General features: G+C 38.1%; 14 protein-coding genes. 6 read left to right on the forward strand and 8 right to left on the reverse strand.

The features are described from left to right. The first annotated feature begins 378 nt into the window (after nt 1–378). Complete coding sequence (locus FLEMA_RS75750) at nt 379–597, forward strand: hypothetical protein (RefSeq protein WP_044175624.1); 219 nt, start codon at nt 379–381, stop codon at nt 595–597. A gap of 93 nt (nt 598–690) precedes the next feature. Further along, entirely contained in the window at nt 691–1,014 is a 324-nt protein-coding gene (locus tag FLEMA_RS0166615) for a DUF6686 family protein (protein WP_026998184.1), read from the forward strand. 291 nt (nt 1,015–1,305) lie between these two features. Here the strand turns inward: FLEMA_RS0166615 and FLEMA_RS0166620 are convergent, their stop codons facing one another. From FLEMA_RS0166620 to FLEMA_RS0166655, 7 genes are all read right to left on the reverse strand, one after another. Next, nucleotides 1,306–1,890: a LutC/YkgG family protein gene (locus FLEMA_RS0166620; RefSeq protein WP_026998185.1), complete on the reverse strand. Its 585-nt coding sequence runs from the start codon at nt 1,888–1,890 to the stop codon at nt 1,306–1,308. 101 nt (nt 1,891–1,991) lie between these two features. Continuing rightward, nucleotides 1,992–3,374 (reverse strand): lactate utilization protein B, encoded by a 1,383-nt coding sequence (locus FLEMA_RS0166625; protein WP_026998186.1) that lies wholly within the window; start codon nt 3,372–3,374, stop codon nt 1,992–1,994. Nucleotide 3,375: 1 nt separating this feature from the next. Beyond that, nucleotides 3,376–4,110, reverse strand: coding sequence for a (Fe-S)-binding protein (locus FLEMA_RS0166630; RefSeq protein ID WP_026998187.1), 735 nt, complete (start codon nt 4,108–4,110; stop codon nt 3,376–3,378). A gap of 42 nt (nt 4,111–4,152) precedes the next feature. Next, entirely contained in the window at nt 4,153–5,553 is a 1,401-nt protein-coding gene (locus FLEMA_RS0166635) for an FGGY-family carbohydrate kinase (protein ID WP_174395957.1), read from the reverse strand. A gap of 171 nt (nt 5,554–5,724) precedes the next feature. Next, nucleotides 5,725–6,999 (reverse strand): sugar isomerase, encoded by a 1,275-nt coding sequence (locus tag FLEMA_RS0166645; RefSeq protein ID WP_026998189.1) that lies wholly within the window; start codon nt 6,997–6,999, stop codon nt 5,725–5,727. Between the two features lie 28 nt (nt 7,000–7,027). Beyond that, on the reverse strand, nt 7,028–7,342 hold the full coding sequence (gene rhaM / locus FLEMA_RS0166650) for an L-rhamnose mutarotase (RefSeq protein ID WP_026998190.1): 315 nt from the start codon (nt 7,340–7,342) through the stop codon (nt 7,028–7,030). Between the two features lie 68 nt (nt 7,343–7,410). Continuing rightward, nucleotides 7,411–9,555 (reverse strand): bifunctional rhamnulose-1-phosphate aldolase/short-chain dehydrogenase, encoded by a 2,145-nt coding sequence (locus FLEMA_RS0166655; protein WP_026998191.1) that lies wholly within the window; start codon nt 9,553–9,555, stop codon nt 7,411–7,413. A gap of 423 nt (nt 9,556–9,978) precedes the next feature. Between FLEMA_RS0166655 and trxA the strand changes: the two genes are divergently transcribed. Beyond that, nucleotides 9,979–10,308 (forward strand): thioredoxin, encoded by a 330-nt coding sequence (gene trxA / locus FLEMA_RS75755; RefSeq protein WP_044175628.1) that lies wholly within the window; start codon nt 9,979–9,981, stop codon nt 10,306–10,308. 3 nt (nt 10,309–10,311) lie between these two features. On the opposite strand, the gene FLEMA_RS0166665 is transcribed toward trxA, so the two are convergent. Beyond that, entirely contained in the window at nt 10,312–11,721 is a 1,410-nt protein-coding gene (locus tag FLEMA_RS0166665; protein WP_026998192.1) for a replication initiation protein, read from the reverse strand. 1,189 nt (nt 11,722–12,910) lie between these two features. Here FLEMA_RS0166665 and FLEMA_RS0166680 point away from each other — a divergent pair. From FLEMA_RS0166680 to FLEMA_RS0166690, 3 genes are all read left to right on the forward strand, one after another. Then, entirely contained in the window at nt 12,911–13,867 is a 957-nt protein-coding gene (locus FLEMA_RS0166680; RefSeq protein ID WP_026998194.1) for a ParA family protein, read from the forward strand. Nucleotides 13,868–13,875: 8 nt separating this feature from the next. Next, entirely contained in the window at nt 13,876–14,853 is a 978-nt protein-coding gene (locus FLEMA_RS75760) for a ParB N-terminal domain-containing protein (protein WP_052354458.1), read from the forward strand. Nucleotides 14,854–15,223: 370 nt separating this feature from the next. Then, complete coding sequence (locus FLEMA_RS0166690) at nt 15,224–18,640, forward strand: transglutaminase family protein (RefSeq protein ID WP_026998195.1); 3,417 nt, start codon at nt 15,224–15,226, stop codon at nt 18,638–18,640. The last annotated feature ends 391 nt before the right edge of the window (nt 18,641–19,031 follow it).

Raw genomic sequence — 19,031 nt, forward strand, 5'->3', positions numbered from 1 at the left:
CGTAAGTACTGTAAATCAGAATATTACAACTTGTACCTTCTTTCTAGATACTGTGTTGGGGAATGTCTATATTCTGTCACATATTTTCGGTGATTATTGAGTAAATCTGTAAATCTGTGGCAAAACTATGGCTTATTTAGACTAAATACAAATAAATTTCCATTTTTATTTGGAACAAATCTAAATAAGAGCATACATTTGTACAATCAACGAAGTTATAGCATGAGTTAATTCGTTGAATTTTAAGAAAAATAGCTTTTGAAAGAGAAACGTTTTTAGTAAAAGCTCATGAAAAATATTCATCAATCTATTAGCAACCCTTGAAGTGGTTGTACATATTTTCTAAATCTAACCAATCCAGTAAGGAGGACTTTTTGTATGAAAACATTAGCTTTCAAAACCAACATTACATCGCCGATTGGCATTCAGGCAGTTTGGGACGCATTGAAAAGTGTCGGAGTTAACAGTTTCAATATTGATTTTGCAGATTTCAACCACGCATTGTCTATCGCTTCCGAACGCATGATTGCTCCAATAACAGTAATAAGTGTATTGTCTAAGCTAGGATATTATTGTGAAGAAATGAGTTTTCAGTAATATCTTACCTCATAACTATTAAATTACCCAAGTAATAATCATAAAACTGTCATTTATATAAGTGGCAGTTTTTTCTTAAACCTTTGTATACCTATGTACCACTCGCATGATTTAGTTTCGATTATTGAACGAGACACAGGCTATATTGGCTACTGCGAAGCATGCCAAAAATATAATTTTGCCTACAAAAACGCTCTTTTTATCTTCAGTGAAGATGAATTTCGGGCTTTTAGGCAGCTTTTAGTAGAACGGATAGGGCTTTATGAGTTTTATACTTCGCATGGCAAAGAGTTGTTTTTGAAGACTCCCCTACCTAATTACTTTATTTTATTTGCCGAAAATGAAATCGAAGAAATGTTGGAAATGATTACCGAGACAACCTTGATTCTCGATGCAAGAAGAATTGTCAATTCATAAAACTACTTTTATGGTGTATATAGCCTATAAAAAGCATAAGTCATCCCGAATTTTAGGTAATATTAAAAACTCCCTCTTTGTGTTTGTTGGGATTCATAAGGCTGTCAAGTGACCTTTGAAGAGGCTTATCAATTGCTCAAATGATAGAAAATTATTAGCTATTCATACAAAAGGCGTTCGAAATTAGTTTTTCGAACGCCTTGTTTGATCTAAATATTCGGGATAACTTATGTTTTCATCTTAAATTTCAGAATCACTCAGCACTAAATTTGGGATGACTCATGTTTGTTATTATTTCATCAAAAATACAGTAAGCCCTCTAGCACCATGTGCCCCTAACACCAACGATTGTTCTATATCGGCAGTTTTAGAGGGGCCAGCAATAAAACTACCAAAACCATATTCGCTGTTTCCAATTTTTTGGTAAGCTTCGTGCATAGATGGCAATATGCTATTTTTATCTACTACAAGAGCCAAATATTGTGCAATAAAAGGGGCAACTCTTTGTTTTAAGAGACTATCTGTTACCCATATAGCACTATTTTCGGAAACCCCAAAATCTCCTCTTAAAATAGCCAAATCTACATTTTCTAAAGTATGAGGATCAAGGTTTGTCCTGTTGGTCTCAGCAATAGTACTAAGTTCTTCCAAAGTAGAAATCACTCGCATTTGTGGTTCATAATGCTGCTTGACAAAAGCGATAATATCGTCCCAAGTATCAACTTCAATAACCTGTCCGCCAATACCCGAAAGTACCGTTTTAAACTGTGTGACTATATCAATGGTATTATTGCCCAAACCTGTCAATGAGGGTAATGCTCTAAAAGCAGGCTGGTTTTTGGCAATTGCACCTAGTATTTTCTCTCTGCTACTCATGGATTTTGGTATTTGAGAAAAGTATGGAAGACAGACAATCTCTATCATATCTATTCCATCTTTTACACTTTACTATGTATTTTTAATGCTATTTGTCTGTTTTATGAAGTAGGTTTTTTGTTGTTGATATACCATTCCCTAAATGACTGTTGGGGTGGCTCAGGCATATCACGCTGTTTGTACCAAGGATTCAGGGCATTATTGACAACAAATGGGGCTTTTTGCATAACCCAACGCCCAATTTTTCCTCCATTCTGAAATACTTTTGGATGCGAAAGCGTAAATGTCATCAGTTCCATACCTATTTTTTTGGCTAAAGGAGCATGTCCTTCTTTTACCAAAACTTGTCGCCATTTATACAGTTGGTCGTGAATATCAATTTTTACAGGACAAACATTGCTACACGACCCACATAGCGTTGAAGCAAATGGTAAATCGGCATTCTTTTTCATGTCCAAATTAGGAGCTAAAATTGAACCAATTGGCCCAGCTACAGCATTATGATAGCTATGTCCACCACTTCGGCGGTATACAGGGCAAGTATTCATACAAGCTCCACAACGAATACATTTTAGGGAATTGCGAAAATCTTCACGCCCTAGCTGTGTCGAGCGACCATTATCGACAATCACAATGTGCATTTCTTGTCCATCACGAGGCTTTTTAAAATGACTCGAATAGGTAGTAATGGGCTGCCCAGTGGCACTTCGAGCCAATAGTCGTAAGAAAACACCTAGATGTTCTCTTTTAGGAATCATTTTTTCAAAACCCATACAAGCAATATGTACATCGGCCAAATGAGCTCCCATGTCGGCATTGCCTTCATTGGTACATACCACAAACTCACCTGTTTCGGCAACGGCAAAATTTACGCCTGTCAATGCAACTTTGCGAGTCAAAAACTTTTCACGCAAATGCTGACGAGCAGCTTCGGTCAAATATTGTGGGTCTTTATTACCCTTTTCTGTACCCAAATGAATATGAAATGTTTCGCCAACATCTTCCTTTTTGAGGTGAATAGCAGGCAAAACAATATGGCTTGGAGGTTCGTTTCGCATTTGTACGATTCGCTCGCCAAGGTCGGTATCAATTACTTCTATGCCATTTTTTGACAAAAAATCATTCAAATGACATTCTTCTGTAAGCATCGACTTACTTTTTACCATTTGCTTGACATGATGTTTTGTCAAAATTTCATGAATAATCTTGTTGTGTTCTTCGGCATCAGCCGCCCAATGTACTGTTATACCATTTTTTTGGGCATTGGCTTCAAACATCACCAAATAATCGTGCATATTGGATAGCACATTGTGTTTGATTTGCGAGGCCGTTTCACGCAATAACTCCCAATCAGGAATCTGATGAGCCGCTTTATCACGTTTACTTCTTACAAACCACAAGGTTTCATCATGCCAACCCACTCGCTCTTTGTCTTTATTAAATACCTCCGAAGCGGCACTATGCTCTAGCACTTTTGTTTCCATTTTATTTGCTATTCAAAATTTCGGCAATATGAATTACTTTTACTGGGCTATTCTGTCTTTTTAATATACCTTCCAAGTGCATCAAACACGACATATCGCCACCTGTAATATAGGCTACTCCATGTTGTATGTGGTCGTTTACTCGGTCTTGCCCCATTCTTACCGAAACGGCTTCTTCCGACACACAAAAAGTACCTCCAAAGCCACAGCATTCATCTTTGCGAGACAACTCTACCAATTCCAAATCCTTTACTTTCGACAGGAGGTATTGGGGCTTTGAGAAAAAAGGAGCATTAAGTTCTGTCATTTGCGAAAGTTTAAGCCCTCTTTGTCCATGACAACTTTGGTGCAAACCAACTTTATGCGGAAAAGAAGCCTCTAGGTTTTCAACCTTTAGTATATCCGTTAAAAACTCGACCAACTCATATACCTTCTTTCTGATTCCTTGGGCTTTATGCTCTTGTTTTTCGTCGTGCAAATGTTCTTTGATATGTAGCGTACAGCTTCCTGAAGGGCAAACGATATAGTCAAAATCATCAAAATTACTGATAAACAATTCGTTACACCCTCCTGTGAGGTGTTCAAAGCCCGAATTGGCCATAGGTTGTCCACAGCAAGTTTGGTTCAAAGGAAAATGCACATCACAACCATATTTTTCCAGCAAATTGAGGGTAGCAATAGCTACTTGCGGGTAAAATTGATCTACATAACACGGTATAAATAAGCCAATTCGCATAATTTTGATAATCGTTGAGTTTGTCTTTTTTCTAGCAAGACCCTATTTTTGCAAAAAGAGGGGTTGGCTTGCATAGAATTTTAAATCTATTAAATCAGCAGGTAAAGCCTTTTTGTTCCAATGCTTATGAATAGCCAAAGCCGCTCCTAGTGAGCTAGCTTGTGCCATAGAAGCCGCAAATACTTCCATTTCGGGAAAAGCAGCCGCCAATAGGTTCATAAAAATAGGATTTTTGCTAAATCCTCCGTCTACAAATACTCTTTTTACAGGAAAATTATGAATCACTAATTCTGTCGAAATTAATTGTTGCGTCATAATATCTAGTATCAATTGATGATACGCTTCCTCATAATCTACAAAGGTTGATAAATCTCTGTGTGTAAATAAGGAGTTTTTTAACAAAGAATACTTATCTCCTTGCTCCGAAATTACGATATTTTGCGTTTTTTTTAGTCTTTCAATAATTTCAGGCTGATATTTTACCTGTTTGTAGTAATCATTTGTTGTGTCAAAATATTCGGCCAAACGCTTGGTCTGGACTTCGTGTTCGTAGCCCGAAAACAAACGTGAAGCTTTGACAGGCTTTCCTTGATAGTGCATATAACACAAACAATCGTATTGCAGCTCTTCGTAGGTTAGAGGTGTATCGTTGAAAGGGTTTAATGTAATACTCCAAGTACCTGTCGACAATAGAACGAATGGTTCTTGAAAATTGATTAAATAAGGAATCAAAGCCGACGAACTATCATGAAGCCCCACTCCTACTGCTAAGGTAGTGTTGTTTTTGGTTACCTTCACGACTTTGTCTGAATAGAAAATGGTTGGTAGTTTTGTTTCAATTTTTTCTATGGATGTCCACTCATGGTATTTATTCGTTCTAAAATCCCATAAATTGGTATGACATCCAATACTGGTAATATCAGAGTAATATTGTCCCGTAAATAGCGAGTGAAAATACTGAGGCAAATGTAAGCAATGTTGTACTTGCTGAAATATCTCGGGTTTTTGGTATTTCAATCGAAAAATCTGCATACCCGAATTGAGATTGCCCAATACTGGCGACGCAGTTTTGACGGCAACAACTTCTTCACCGCCGTAGGTATCATAAAACTGCCTTTTTAATACCTCTGTATAAGGTTTTAGATAATTGTACAAAGGTGTAAGTACTTTACCATTTTTATCAACATACACAAAACTTGCTCCATAAGTAGAAAAGTTAAGAGCTTGTACATCAAACTGTTGCTGAGACAAAACCTCGTTCCAGCTTGCTAAAATCCAAGAAGTCAATAGCGGCAAATCTTCACAATTATCGCCATCTTCATCGATGGTTTCGTTCAGCTGTGTACTTTTTTCCCAAACAATTTGATATTGTTCGTCAAAAAGAAAAAGTTTTTTATTGGTTTTCCCAATATCAAAAATGGCACATACAGGTATTGCGTTCATGCTTTGGTATGGTATGGAATACTAAAATTAAGTATTTACTAAAAAAGCTTTTATCAAAATATAGGGCAATAGCAATAGAGACAAAGGCACAAAGGAATTTTGAAAAAACTATTTCGTACTGATTTCCTTTGTATCTCTGTGCTTTTGTCTCTACAACTGTGGATTATGATTTTATAAGCCCGTAGCTACAGTTTTGAGGCCTCTTTCTTGAATAAGGTTTTCTCTTACTTTTAGCTCACGATATAGATTGAGGGGGTTCAATGCCGCCCCTGCTCTCAAACGAGCCTCGGCAACAATAGCTCTTACATCGGTACGGAAGGCATTTTGTAAAATTTCTTGGGCTCTGGCCACATCATTGTTGGCTTGGGCATCTTCCAAAGCATGTCTGTTGACCGAAAGAGCTTGAGCATACGCTATCATAATAGCCTCTACCGACTGTAAAAGATCCTCTAATGGGTCTTTTACGTTGTGTGAGGCATCTATCATCCAGCCCAAATCTTTGGCATGATTCATACCTCTGGCATCCATACCATCTACTAACTCATTGAAAATCAAAAACAACTGGTAAGGTTTTATCGAACCTGCTGTCAAATCATCATCTCCATATTTTGAGTCATTGAAGTGAAAACCCCCTAATTTTTCTTCCATCAACAACAAAGCCACAATTTGTTCGATATTGGCATTAGGCAAATGGTGGCCTAGGTCAACCAAGGTATAGGCTTTGTCACCCAGCTTACGAGCATACGAAAGCGATTGCCCCCAGTCGCCTACGGTCATTGAATAAAAGTTAGGCTCAAAAGCTTTATATTCAACAAATATTTTCCAGTTATCTGGCAATGCTGCGTAGATTTCCTGCAAACTTTCTAAGGTATTTTGATAAGCCTTTCTAAAATTTAATTGTCCCGGAAAACAAGAACCGTCCGACAACCAAACTGTTAACGACTCAGAGCCAAGCTCAATACCATGTTTGATTACTTCGATATTATGCTCAATGGCCTGCTTGCGAATAACCTTATTTACATTTTGTAAAGAACCAAACTTATAGGTATGTTCTTGTTGGGCTTGGTCTTGAAAAGTATTAGAGTTTACGGCATCAAAGGTTAAACCATGCTGAGCGGCAAGGGTTCTGATAGCTTTGGCATCTTGAGGAATATCCCAAGGAATATGCAAAGAAATAGCTCCAGAAGCCTTATTAAGGGCATGAAGAAGGCCTACATCTTCAATTTTTTCTTCGATAGAGCGAGGTTCGCCCCCACCTGCAAAGCGACCAAAGCGAGTACCGCCTGTTCCCAATGCCCATGAAGGAATAGCTATTTGGAAGTCAACGAGTTTTTGGATAATACCTTCGATATTGTCTACCTCCGAGCCAGTAAAGGCCAATTTATTTTCATGAGCCTTCAAAAGGGCATCATTATGGCTTGCAATTTTGTATGATTCGATTAGCATGAGATGTTTCTGTTAAGTAAAAGCCCATTTAGGGTAAATAAAAAACACTGGTCATTGGAATACTCACAGGCGAGTTGTCGGGGTTGGCATCCATGATGTCGCCCATATATTTCCACCATTTTTGCATAACAGGGTGCTTGGGAAGTTCGTCGAGCAAGGCGGGATTCTCGATAGAAAGCACCCCAAAAAGTGCATACGTTTGGGGGTCTAAAAAAATCGAATAGTCCCTTACCCCAATACTTTTGAGCAAACAAACCAATTCAGGCCAAATCTCGTCGTGTCGGCGTTGGTATTCGGCCTGCTGTCCTTGATGCAATTGCATCTTAAAAGCCACTTTTTGCATGGTATTTATTAGTATGGTTAAATACCCTGCCTTTATTGTAGTTGGGCAGGGTATTTTTCAGCTATATATTAACGATAAAAGCCCATTGCTACGCCACCATCTACATTCAGGGCATTGCCTGTCGACTTATTGAGCAGCCCACCAACAAAGGCAAAGCAAGCATTGGCAATATCTTCTGGCAAAATTATTTCGTTGAGCAATGTACGTTTGGCATAATAAGCGGGCAATTCGGCTACTGTAATACCATAAGCCTTGGCACGGCCTTCGGCCCAGCCACCAGCCCAGATATTAGAATCCGAAATAACGGCATCGGGGTTTACGGTATTCACGCGGATTTTGTCAGCACCTAATTCAGCCGCCATCAAGCGAGTTAAATGAGCCTGTGCCGATTTGGCCGAGCCATAACCTGGGTTATTGGGGCCTGCCACTACAGCATTTTTAGAAACAATATTGATAATATCGCCTCCAAATCCTTGCTTACGCATAACAGCAATACCAGCCTGCGAAACAATAAACTGCCCTTTTACCAAAATATCATAGAGCCTATCCCATTCTTCTAGCGAATGCTCGGCAATAGATTTTGAAATACTAATACCTGCATTGTTTACAACGATGTCGACCCCACCAAAAGCCAAACAAGCTGCATCTAAAGCCTTTTCGGTACTTTCTTGACTTGTTACGTTCAACAATGTACTTGCAACGGCATCTTTACCAAATGTTTTGATAAACTCGGCTTTAGCCCCTTCCAAACGCTCTTGATTAATATCGTTAATAATCACACAAGCACCTTCTTCGGCAAAACGCTTGGCGATAGCCTTTCCGATACCTCCAGCCGAACCCGTAATCAAAGCTACTCGTCCCGACAATGCCTTTGGTTTAGGCATACGCTGCAATTTGGCTTCTTCCAACAGCCAGTATTCAATATCAAAAGCTTCTTGGCGTGGCAAAGATGTGTACTCAGACACGGCCTCTGCTCCTTTCATTACATTTACAGCATTGATATAGTATTCTGATGCTAAACGAGCCGTAGTTTTATCTTTCGAGAAAGTGAACATACCCACTCCTGGGTACAAAATCACCACAGGATTTGGATCACGCATGGCTGGCGAGTTGTCGTGCTTGCAAGTATTGTAATACTCGGTGTACATAGCACGGTATGCTTCAAATGCTGGCGTAAGCTGTGCTTTGATAGCTGCTACATCGGTCAAATCTTGGTCGGGAGCTAATTCCAATACCAAAGGTGATATTTTGGTACGCAAAAAGTGATCAGGACACGACGTTCCTAATGGAGCTAATTTGGCCAAATCGTTAGAATTGATAAACTCCAATACCCTTATATCGTCGGTAAAGTGTCCAATCATTTTTCTTTCCGACGAACAGAATCCTCTCAAAATTGGAGCAACTTTAGCCGCCTGTAAGTTACGTGCTTCGGTGGGTAAACTCTCTATTTTTTGTCCACCAAAAACTGGACGATTTTTCCCGTAATTGGCTTCTAAATATTCTGCACATTTTTCGATTACCTCAAGGGTATTGACATAACTTTCGTAGGCAGTATCGCCCCAAGTAAACAAACCATGCGACCCCAACATAATCCCTCGCAATTGAATACCACGAGAAGCGGCTTCTTCTAAACAAGCTCGCAACTGCAAGCCCAAGTCGAAGCCCGGACGTTGCCAACCCACCCAGCCGATTTGTCCGGCAAACAATTCTTCTGTAATTTTTTTACCATCTTTGGCAGCAGCAATTGCAATAGCTGCATCGGGGTGAAGGTGGTCGATATGAGCAAAAGGCAAAAACCCATGTAAAGGCGTGTCGATAGATGGTGCTTTTGATGCTAAATCGAATATACAGTGGTTAAACAACTCTACCATCTCATCTTCAAACTCAATACCTTTATAAACATTCTCCAACGAGCGAAGTCTATCTACATACAAAGCGGCACATCCCGATTTTTTCAAAGTACCTATATCTCCTCCCGAACCTTTAATCCACATAACATCGGTAGTCTTGCCCGTAAGTGGGTCAGTATCCTGAATTTTGACTGAGGTATTGCCACCACCATAATTGGTAAGGCGAAGGTCGGCACCCAGCAAATTGGAGCGATAAATAAAAAGAGCTACTTCATCGCCAGCCAATTCGGCAGCCTTGCTCTCGTCCCATAGGTAGCTTACATGTTTGAAAGCCGTTTCGGTTAAAGCTGAAATCTTTGTCATTTGCTTGAATATTAATTGACCGCTTTTTGGTTATGCTAGGCCAATAGATTGTTTAGATTTTTCAAATAAATATATATCGAAAGCTTGCTTATTTATATTTGCCTTAATGGTATAAACCCGACTTCTTCTATCATTTATTCTACATCGAATTGTTTTATTTTAAGATAACACAAACATACAAGTAGATTTTGAGTCAACTTTCCTATACCGTCCTGTATAGAATACCAACACATATATAAAGCACTGTAAATCAGATAATTAATTTTTTAAATATTTTTAAAAAACTACAATTTAAGCCTTTTTAATTCCTTTTAAAAGGCTCAAAAGTTTTTTTGCTGGGTAATTAGCTATTCTCAATGCCTACAAAGCAGTGTGAAATACGTAATTTTGAAGCTCACCAACAAGAACCAAGGCAATTCCTTTATGAAGAATAATGATAATAATTTAGAGAAGCTTATTTTGGGTAAAACTCCCATATTAGTGGATTTCTTTGCAGAGTGGTGTCAGCCTTGCCGAACCTTAGCACCTATACTCAATGGTTTGGCCAAACAACTAGGCGATGGTATTATTGTATTCAAAGTAGATGTCGATAAAAAGCCCCAAATAGCAAAAGCCTATCGGGTACAAAGTATGCCTACTTTACTGTTGTTTCAACAAGGTAAATTACTTTGGCGACATACTGGCGTGGTGTCAAAACAGCAGTTAGAGCAAGTAATAAAATCTATGACCATTAAACCTTACCTGCTCCAATAAACCTCAATAGCCTAAGGTAAGCCCCAATGCCTGGGCTTTTTGTGTAAAAATTTTCCGTATCTCGGCAAAACCTGCAAATTCAGCTTCCAAAATATTCATAACAATGCCATAAAACCCTGTTCCTTGATTGAAAAAATCAACAAACGAGGCAAAACTAACTTGATTTTGGCAAAACAACAAATAACTTTCATACTGCATTGACCCCAATAAATTACCGCTCAGCCTTTCCAGAATAGCCATATATAAGTCGGGATGTTGGCCAAATATTTGATTGGCAAATGCTTTTTTAGCCAATGTATACTCGTGCATTAGCTGGTCTTTGTGTTGTTGTAAACTTTGCTGATTTTTGGCTGCTTGACGTTTTTCGGCATCTTGCTTCAACTTTTGGGCTTGTTGCTTTTCCTTTTCTTTTTTGGCATCCATGAGGTCGGGGCTTTTGACAAGCTTGGTCAAATACCCTCCAATATTTTTAATTTTTTTGTTGGTTTGTAATTCTTGTTTTACATAATCTATTGCCAATTGTATTTGTTCAACCGACACCTCAGCAAGCCAACTATCAATGGTTTGTGCCGCAATACTGTATTCTTTTACTTGTGCCAACAATATTTCGTTTACGTCTGGAGTCGCCTCTATCAATGGTTCTATGATAGGAGCTTCTTTGAAAGTTGCAGAAATTTGTTCTACCAGAGGAATCTCTTCTAACTCTTCTAGTTTATTTTTCTTCACCACAAATCGTAATTTTACTACTTTCTTACCTTGCTTTATTTCGGTAAATTCAAAGTATAATTCCGAGTTTTTCATGAGTTCATTTTGTGCCTGAACCACCACTTTCATTTTGAAATCGAAATAGTTTTTGTATTTATTTTCGATATTAAACATTTGTTTGAGTTTATCTATCTCAAATTCAAATGCACCCAAACGTTCTTTTTCTTTGCATATTTCATAAAACCGCATGGCATAAGCACTATCGAGCCGCAAAATATTACGAATATCCAAAACGGTAAAGTTCTCTTTCAGCTGCAAAAGAAACGGTTTAAGCAGGTTTGGAAACTCCAGTACAAAATATCCTTCTTTCTTGAAATACACATAACCGCTAATTAGGTGCGAATCCAGCTCGATTCTGTCATCTTTATAATACACTTTTTTGTCTATCATTTTTTTGACTTCTTGCTGCAAATGCGAGTAGAGGCTTCCGCCTTCTACACCTGTAAATTTCTGGAAATCTTTTACGGTTATTGTGAGTGGAACAAAACTTTCTTTGCTAATATCCAACAACGACAGCATGTATATAAATAATTTGGTCTGAGTAGGGGTCAGCTCAAATCTTGCTTCAATTAAAGGGTTACCCTTCACTATTCTGTATGGGTCTTTGGTTACGCTGTCCAAAGCTTGTTCCCGTTTCTCAATTTTCATTTGTCTATTACGCTTTTTGCGAAGGGCTTTTGTCTGATTAATTCTATGCTATCAAGCAGTAGTGCCTTGGGGTGTATACAATAACCTTAGGCTGTAATGTAATTGTATGAAATGGTTTTGTATCAAGTATATCTGTGTTTTGCATCAATCATTGCTATCAAAACCCTGCTACAACTTTTATTACTACCTCATTCTCAATACTATCGGTTGCGAAGGCTATTGCCGCATAAAGGCCAAACCTTAATACAAAAATAAGAACATATTGGATTTCTCTTACTAAAAACTACCTTAATTTTTTACAGGTAGTTTTTAGCACCATAAAAGTAGTTTTTTAGCACCATAAAAGTAGTTTTAAACACCATAAAAGTAGTTTTAAACACCATAAAAGTAGTTTCAAACACCATAAAAGTAGTTTTAATTGTATTTAATCAACTGATTTTCAATTAGTTATGGACACCGAAAAGACATAAAAGAAAGAAAGATATAAAAGACAACAAAGGAAAAGTTGTTGATTTTTTTAATTTTTTATTCTTTATAATGTTTTTTTTCAACTACGATTTTTAGGCAAGAAATGATAAGTACTACGAAAGCTGATTTTTCGGCGACACCATAAAAGTAGTTTTTGGAAAGTTGAAAAAACGTATGCTAATTTTTTTTAACACCATAAAAGTAGTTTTAAAAGATAAGGCTTTTTTGCCCTTGACACCATAAAGGTAGTTTTTGTGAAAGTCCTAAGAAGAGTCCCGACACCATAAAAGTAGTTTTTAGAGAATCCCCTCTTGCGTTATATTGGTATTGCTCAAACACCATAAAAGTAGTTTTTAGAAAGTATATAAAGTACTTAAAAATAGCTCCCCAAGAATCAACAATAATAGTGATATCGATAAGTAGACTCAGTAGGTACGTATATGGTAGCCACACCATAGGAGTAGTTTTTGGAGAACACTTTCAGTTTTTCTCACAATCGACACCATAAAAGTAGTTTTTATAGGATTAACATAAAGTGAACGTACCAAGCTATATTTACACCATAAAAGTAGTTTTTGGAAAGAGATACTAGTGACAAAAAAATCGCTTGATCGTTCTGAAATTTAGTATAAATAAAAAGAAATATTTCTGAACAGTTTTGTATCAAATATGATGCTTTTGGTTATTTTTGTATGAAAAATAATACAAATCACTTTTTGATATGATTACACAAGAATTAGTCTTAAAATTTCTTCGACATAATCCAGCTCTATCTGTTTTAACAGTTGAAAAAGAAGCCTCTTTGCCCAAAGGAACTTTAACAAAAGCTATTTCGGGCGAACGCAACTTGAACGAAAGGCATCTAACAGCTTTATTACCTGTATTTATCAAATATGGCTATTCGCCAACATTATACCAACACGCACGAGTTATCTCAATTATCAATCATAAAGGAGGCGTAGGCAAAACTACTACTACTGGTTCATTGGGCGAAGCATTAGCCAGAAAAGGATTTAATGTTTTGCTAATAGATATGGATCCACAAGGTAACTTATCTCAAATTTTGGGAGTCGACAACCCACAAAAACAAGTAGTAGACGCACTACTAAAGCCCGAAGAATTACCAATTATCAATATTGCCAATAATTTAGATTTGAGTCCATCTGATATAGACTTGGCCAAAGCCGAAATCGAACTGATTGTTTCATTGGGCGGAGTATCTCGTCTAAAAAATAAATTAGTACCACTGATGGAAAGCTACGATTATATTTTGATAGATTGTCCGCCATCGCTCAATGCTCTAACGTCGTCGGCACTAATAGCTTCAAAAAGTTGCTTGATTACCCTACAACCCGAAATCTCGGCTGTAAAAGGTTTAAATACCTTGCTAGATAGAATATCGGAAGTAAGGACAAGCTGGAATCCAGCCATTGAAATAGATGGAATAGTGTTTACGATGGTCAAGAAAAATTCGGTACACGATGGCGTAAAAGAACACGTTCGGGAAAGTATGTCGCAGTTTAGGGTATTTAGAACAGAAATAAAACATTTGGTAGATTTTCAGAAAGCACAAATCGAGCAAAGCACGATTTCTAAGTTTGCCGAAAATTCGGAAGCAGCCAAACTTTATCGTGACTTTTCGGAGGAGTTTATTCAATATTTACAAATTGTAAAATAAGCGATTAGATGAAAACAAATTTTAAAGATGTAATAGCCTCCAAGACCAAACAAGCGTTGGGTAGTAATTTAATTTCCTTGGAAGCTATTAAGCAAAACATCCAGATACTCGACGAATTAAGAGATTTTATACCACCACTCAATCAGGAAGAATCTCAGCAACTTGAGCAGAATATTATAAAATATGGTTGTAAAGATGCCTTGTTGGTATGGGAAACAACTGCTGGAATAGCGGGTATCAGCCACAAAGATGAGCAAGCTCCTGCCTATGTGCTTATTGACGGGCATAACCGTTACAGAATTTGTCAGATACACGCACTGAACTTCAATATCCAGCTACTTTCTTTTGCATCACTCAAAGATGTAAAAGACTATATGATTGATTTACAGTTGGGTAGGCGAAATCTGACACCTCAACAAGCATCGTATTTTAGAGGGCTACGTTATAACAACGAAAAAACACTCAAAGGTAAATACGAGCGAATTGAGCATAATGCTCAAAATGAGCATTATGCTCAGAGCGACGAATTGGTGGGTAACGAAAGCCTCCAATATCATAATGCTCATTTTGAGCATTATGATAAAAAGCCTAAATTATCGACTGCGGCGAAGTTGTCGGAAGAGTACAAAGTCAGTCCTGCCACGATTCGTCGTGATGCTGAATTTGCGGAAGGTTTGACTCGTTTAGCCCCAAGTTTTAGAAACGAAATCTTGGCAGGAAATCAAACTATCGACAAAGGGTTATTACAAAAAATAGCTAAAGTAAAAGAAGTAGTTTCGCCGATTGAATCTGCCGATGAACTGATGGCTGTTTTGGCAGGAGAAGGTTTTGCCAATAAAAAAGCAAAAGCAGAAGAGGTTTCAGATGATTTACTGAATTGTTCGAATGAGATTATTGCTACAACCAAAAAAATATTGACTTCGAAAGATAAAAACCAAGTAGCCACATTGAAAGCATTGATAGAAAGGCTTGAAAGTTTGATATAAAAACACCACAAATACTTATAAAGGGAAATCAACTTCGGTTTGTTTCCCTTTTTACTTATGAGGCTATTTGACATAAAAGGCTATAAAATACAGATACCTCTATATACGGAAATTTCGATTTTTTGAACCCAAAAGAAGAGAAGAAGTAAGAGATGTTGCTACATTGTTATCCCCAAACAACCTATCGGTATAACGCTTTATCGTTATAGATACCAATATCAAGGCATTTCACAACATTATTTTATTGTCTAAAAAGATTAATATAACTTCTTGAAGAGAAATTATAATTTTTTTAAAATCTATTGTAATTCAATCCAAATTTTTGCTTTTTTTACATAAGTCATGGAATTAACCTTCTAATCAATCTTATATGTCAATAAAAGTAGCTATTTCCCACAAAACGAAGTACAAATTCGACAGAAGTGTAAATTTGTCTGCACATATCTTTCGTTTACGTCCTGCTCCACATTCAAGAACCGCAATAGAGGGTTATACATTCAAGATTTTTCCTGAGAACCATTTTATCAATTGGCAACAAGACCCCTTTGGCAATTATCAAGCAAGAGTAGTTTTCCCTGAAAAGACAACAGAGCTTAGCTTGGAGGTAGAGGTTATAGCCAAGATGCAGGTAATAAACCCATTCGATTTTTTTGTAGAGGATTATGCCGAAAAGTTTCCCTTCAAATACGATGGCTTGCTAGAAAAAGAACTAAGTCCTTATTTGGAACCACGTGAAGCTGGCCCTAAGTTGATGGCATGGCTAGATACTATCGACATAAAACCCGATATCAATACGGTAGATTATTTGGTGTATCTGAATCAAAAAGTATTTGGCGATTTGCATTATAATATTAGAATGGAGCCAGGCGTACAGCTTTGCGAAGACACCCTCACCATAAAAAGTGGTAGCTGTCGTGATTCTGCATGGTTATTGGTTCAGATTCTTCGACACAAAGGTATTGCTGCTCGATTTGTTTCGGGATATTTGGTGCAATTAACCCCCGATATAAAGTCATTGGATGGCCCGTCTGGCCCAGAAGAAGATTTTACAGATTTGCACGCATGGGTAGAAGCCTACGTTCCGGGGGCAGGTTGGATTGGCCTAGACCCAACTTCGGGTTTATTTGCTGGCGAAGGGCATATTCCCTTGTGTTGTACTCCCGATTATGCCAGTGCTGCTCCAGTAACAGGTGCTACCGACGTTTGTGAGGTTACTTTTGAGTTTGAAAATAAGGTTTTTCGTATTCATGAAAACCCACGTGTTACTAAGCCCTATAGCGAAGAACAGTGGGCAAAAATCATGCAGGTTGGCAATGTTGTCGAAAAAGACTTACAAGATAACGACGTAAGAATGACCATGGGCGGAGAACCCACTTTTGTGTCAATAGACGACTTTGAGTCGGCCGAATGGAATTCGTCGGCCGATGGCCCTTTAAAACGCCGTTTGGCATACGACTTGGCATTGAGGCTTAAAAATAGATTTGCTCATGGCGGATTATTACATTTTGGACAAGGCAAATGGTATCCTGGCGAATTATTTCCTCGTTGGCAGTATGCTTTATATTGGCGAAAAGATGGATTACCAATTTGGAAAAACGATGCTTTAGTAGCTAAAGAAGGGGACACTAATTTTACTTTTCACGATGCCGAAGTATTTGCAACCGAGCTAACAAAGTATTTGGGCATTCGTACTAGTAATTTATGCCCTACTTACGAAGACCCTATTTATTGGGCATTGGAAGAGGGGAAACTTCCTGTCAATGTAGACCCGCTGGTTGTTAATCTCAAAGATTCTGTAGAACGCCAAACCCTTGCTAGGCTACTCGAAAGAGGGTTGAATAATCCTGTAGGATTTGCATTGCCGATTCGATGGAACTGGAATACCCAAGCTTGGACAAGTTGTGCATGGGAATTTAGGCGTAAACATTGCTATTTGATTCCGGGAAATTCGCCTGTAGGCTTACGTTTGCCGTTGAGCTCGCTTCCAGAGGTTTCGAAGTACCAACGTGAAACACCGATAGAACGAAGCCCTTTTGAAGATTTACCAAATTTAGGCGATTTTCATGCAACTCCAACGGCTCGTTATGGAACAGAATTACCAGATTATGTAGCCCCGGCTCCTCGAAAGCCTAAGAAAGATGTAGAGGATACCAAGCCAGAAGAAGAGGAAACACCATTACTTTTTGAGGTAAATACTATTTCAACAACACTTGTTGTTGAAGAAAGAGGCGGTACGATATATGTTTTTATTCCTCCAACAGAATACCTCGAACACTATTTGGATTTGATAGCCTCGGTAGAAACTACAGCCGAAAAACTTCAAATGCCTGTTAGAATAGAAGGCTATACGCCGCCATCAGACTACAGATTACAGAAATTGGTGGTATCGCCCGACCCAGGGGTAATAGAAGTAAATATTCATCCTTCTAAAACATGGCAAGAGCTGGTCGATAATGTATCGGCATTGTATGAAGAAGCATTTTTGTCGAGATTAGGCACTGAAAAGTTTATGGTCGATGGGCGTCATACTGGCACTGGTGGGGGCAATCATGTAACCATCGGAGGTGCGAAACCATCGGATAGCCCAATTTTACGCCGTCCTGATTTGTTACGTAGTTTATTAACCTACTGGCAGCATCATCCTGTATTGAGTTATTTGTTTGCAGGGTCGTTTATTGGGCCAACGAGCCAAGCTCCAAGAATGGATGAAGGACGAGATGAACGACTTTATGAGGTAGAAATAGCATTTGACCAAATTCCAGAAGGAGAAGATGTACCGTTTTGGATGGTAGACAGAATTTTTAGAAATCTTTTAGTTGATATTACAGGTAATACTCATCGAACAGAATTTTGTATCGACAAACTGTATTCTCCTGATTCATCGACAGGTCGATTGGGTATTTTAGAATTTAGGGCGTTCGATATGCCACCACATAAGCACATGAATTTGGTGCAGAATTTGTTGGTAAGGGCTCTTATTGCCAAATTCTGGAAACAGCCTTATAAAAAGAAATTGATTCGCTGGGGAACAGAATTACACGATAGATTCCTCTTACCACATTTTGCCTATTTGGATATGGTAGATGTTGTAAATGACTTAAAAGATGCTGGCTATGATTTCGATATTTCGTGGTTTGACCCATTCTTTGAGTTCCGTTTCCCTCATCATGGAGGCGTTTCGGTCGACAATATTCAGCTAGAACTAAGACTAGGTATAGAACCTTGGCACGTTTTGGGCGAAGAACTTTCTAATTCGGGAACAGCCCGATTTGTGGATTCTTCTTTGGAAAGGCTACAAGTAAAAGTATCAGGTTTTGTCCAAGAACGTCATATTTTGATATGTAATGGCTGTCGTGTACCGCTCAGAAGCACAGGTATCAAAGGTGAATATGTAGCGGGTATTCGGTACAAAGCATGGAATCCGCCGTCGGCGTTGCATCCTACTGTAGGTGTGGATGCCCCACTGATATTTGATATTGTAGATACTTGGAATAACCGTGTTTTGGGTGGATGTACCTATTTTGTGTCGCACCCGGGCGGACGAAGCTTTGATACTTATCCAATCAATAGCTACGAGGCCGAATCTCGCAGAATTAGCCGATTCTGGGGCTTTGGACATACTCCGTCGATTGACAACCAAATACCTATTCCTGTCAAATTCAATACAACTCCTTCTCGATTTGTAGCTGAAAATAAAAAAGACCTGAAAATAGATACCCCAATCGAACTCGTAAATCCTGAATATCCGAATACCTTAGATTTACGAAGATTTTGGAAAGGTAGATGATAGGTAGGGTGTAGAATTATGAGGGCTTAGTTTTGAAAATAAATATCAAAGCTGTAGAGATAAAAATACCATGGGTTTTGTACCCTGATGTTTTTGTCTCTACAGGTATTTTAGGCATAGCTTTGGAAAGAAATAAAATCATATAAATTGAATAGCTATGGTGTTGGTGAAGGTTCTCAATAGGGCTATTTTTTTGCTTATAAATCCAATAATTAGCACCTAATTATGCAGTAATACTACATTTAGCCTATAGCCAATTCCATTTTTTCGGGCATAAATACTTACATTTATTGCTCGATAAATGTAACTTCTGTTTTGATAATACCAAAGTAACCCTTATTTGAAACTCGTATTCTTCATCTCAACAGCAAATTACCTATCGTATTCTTTT

The organism is Flectobacillus major DSM 103 (genome assembly GCF_000427405.1).
GTDB classification, from domain to species: Bacteria; Bacteroidota; Bacteroidia; order Cytophagales; family Spirosomataceae; genus Flectobacillus; species Flectobacillus major.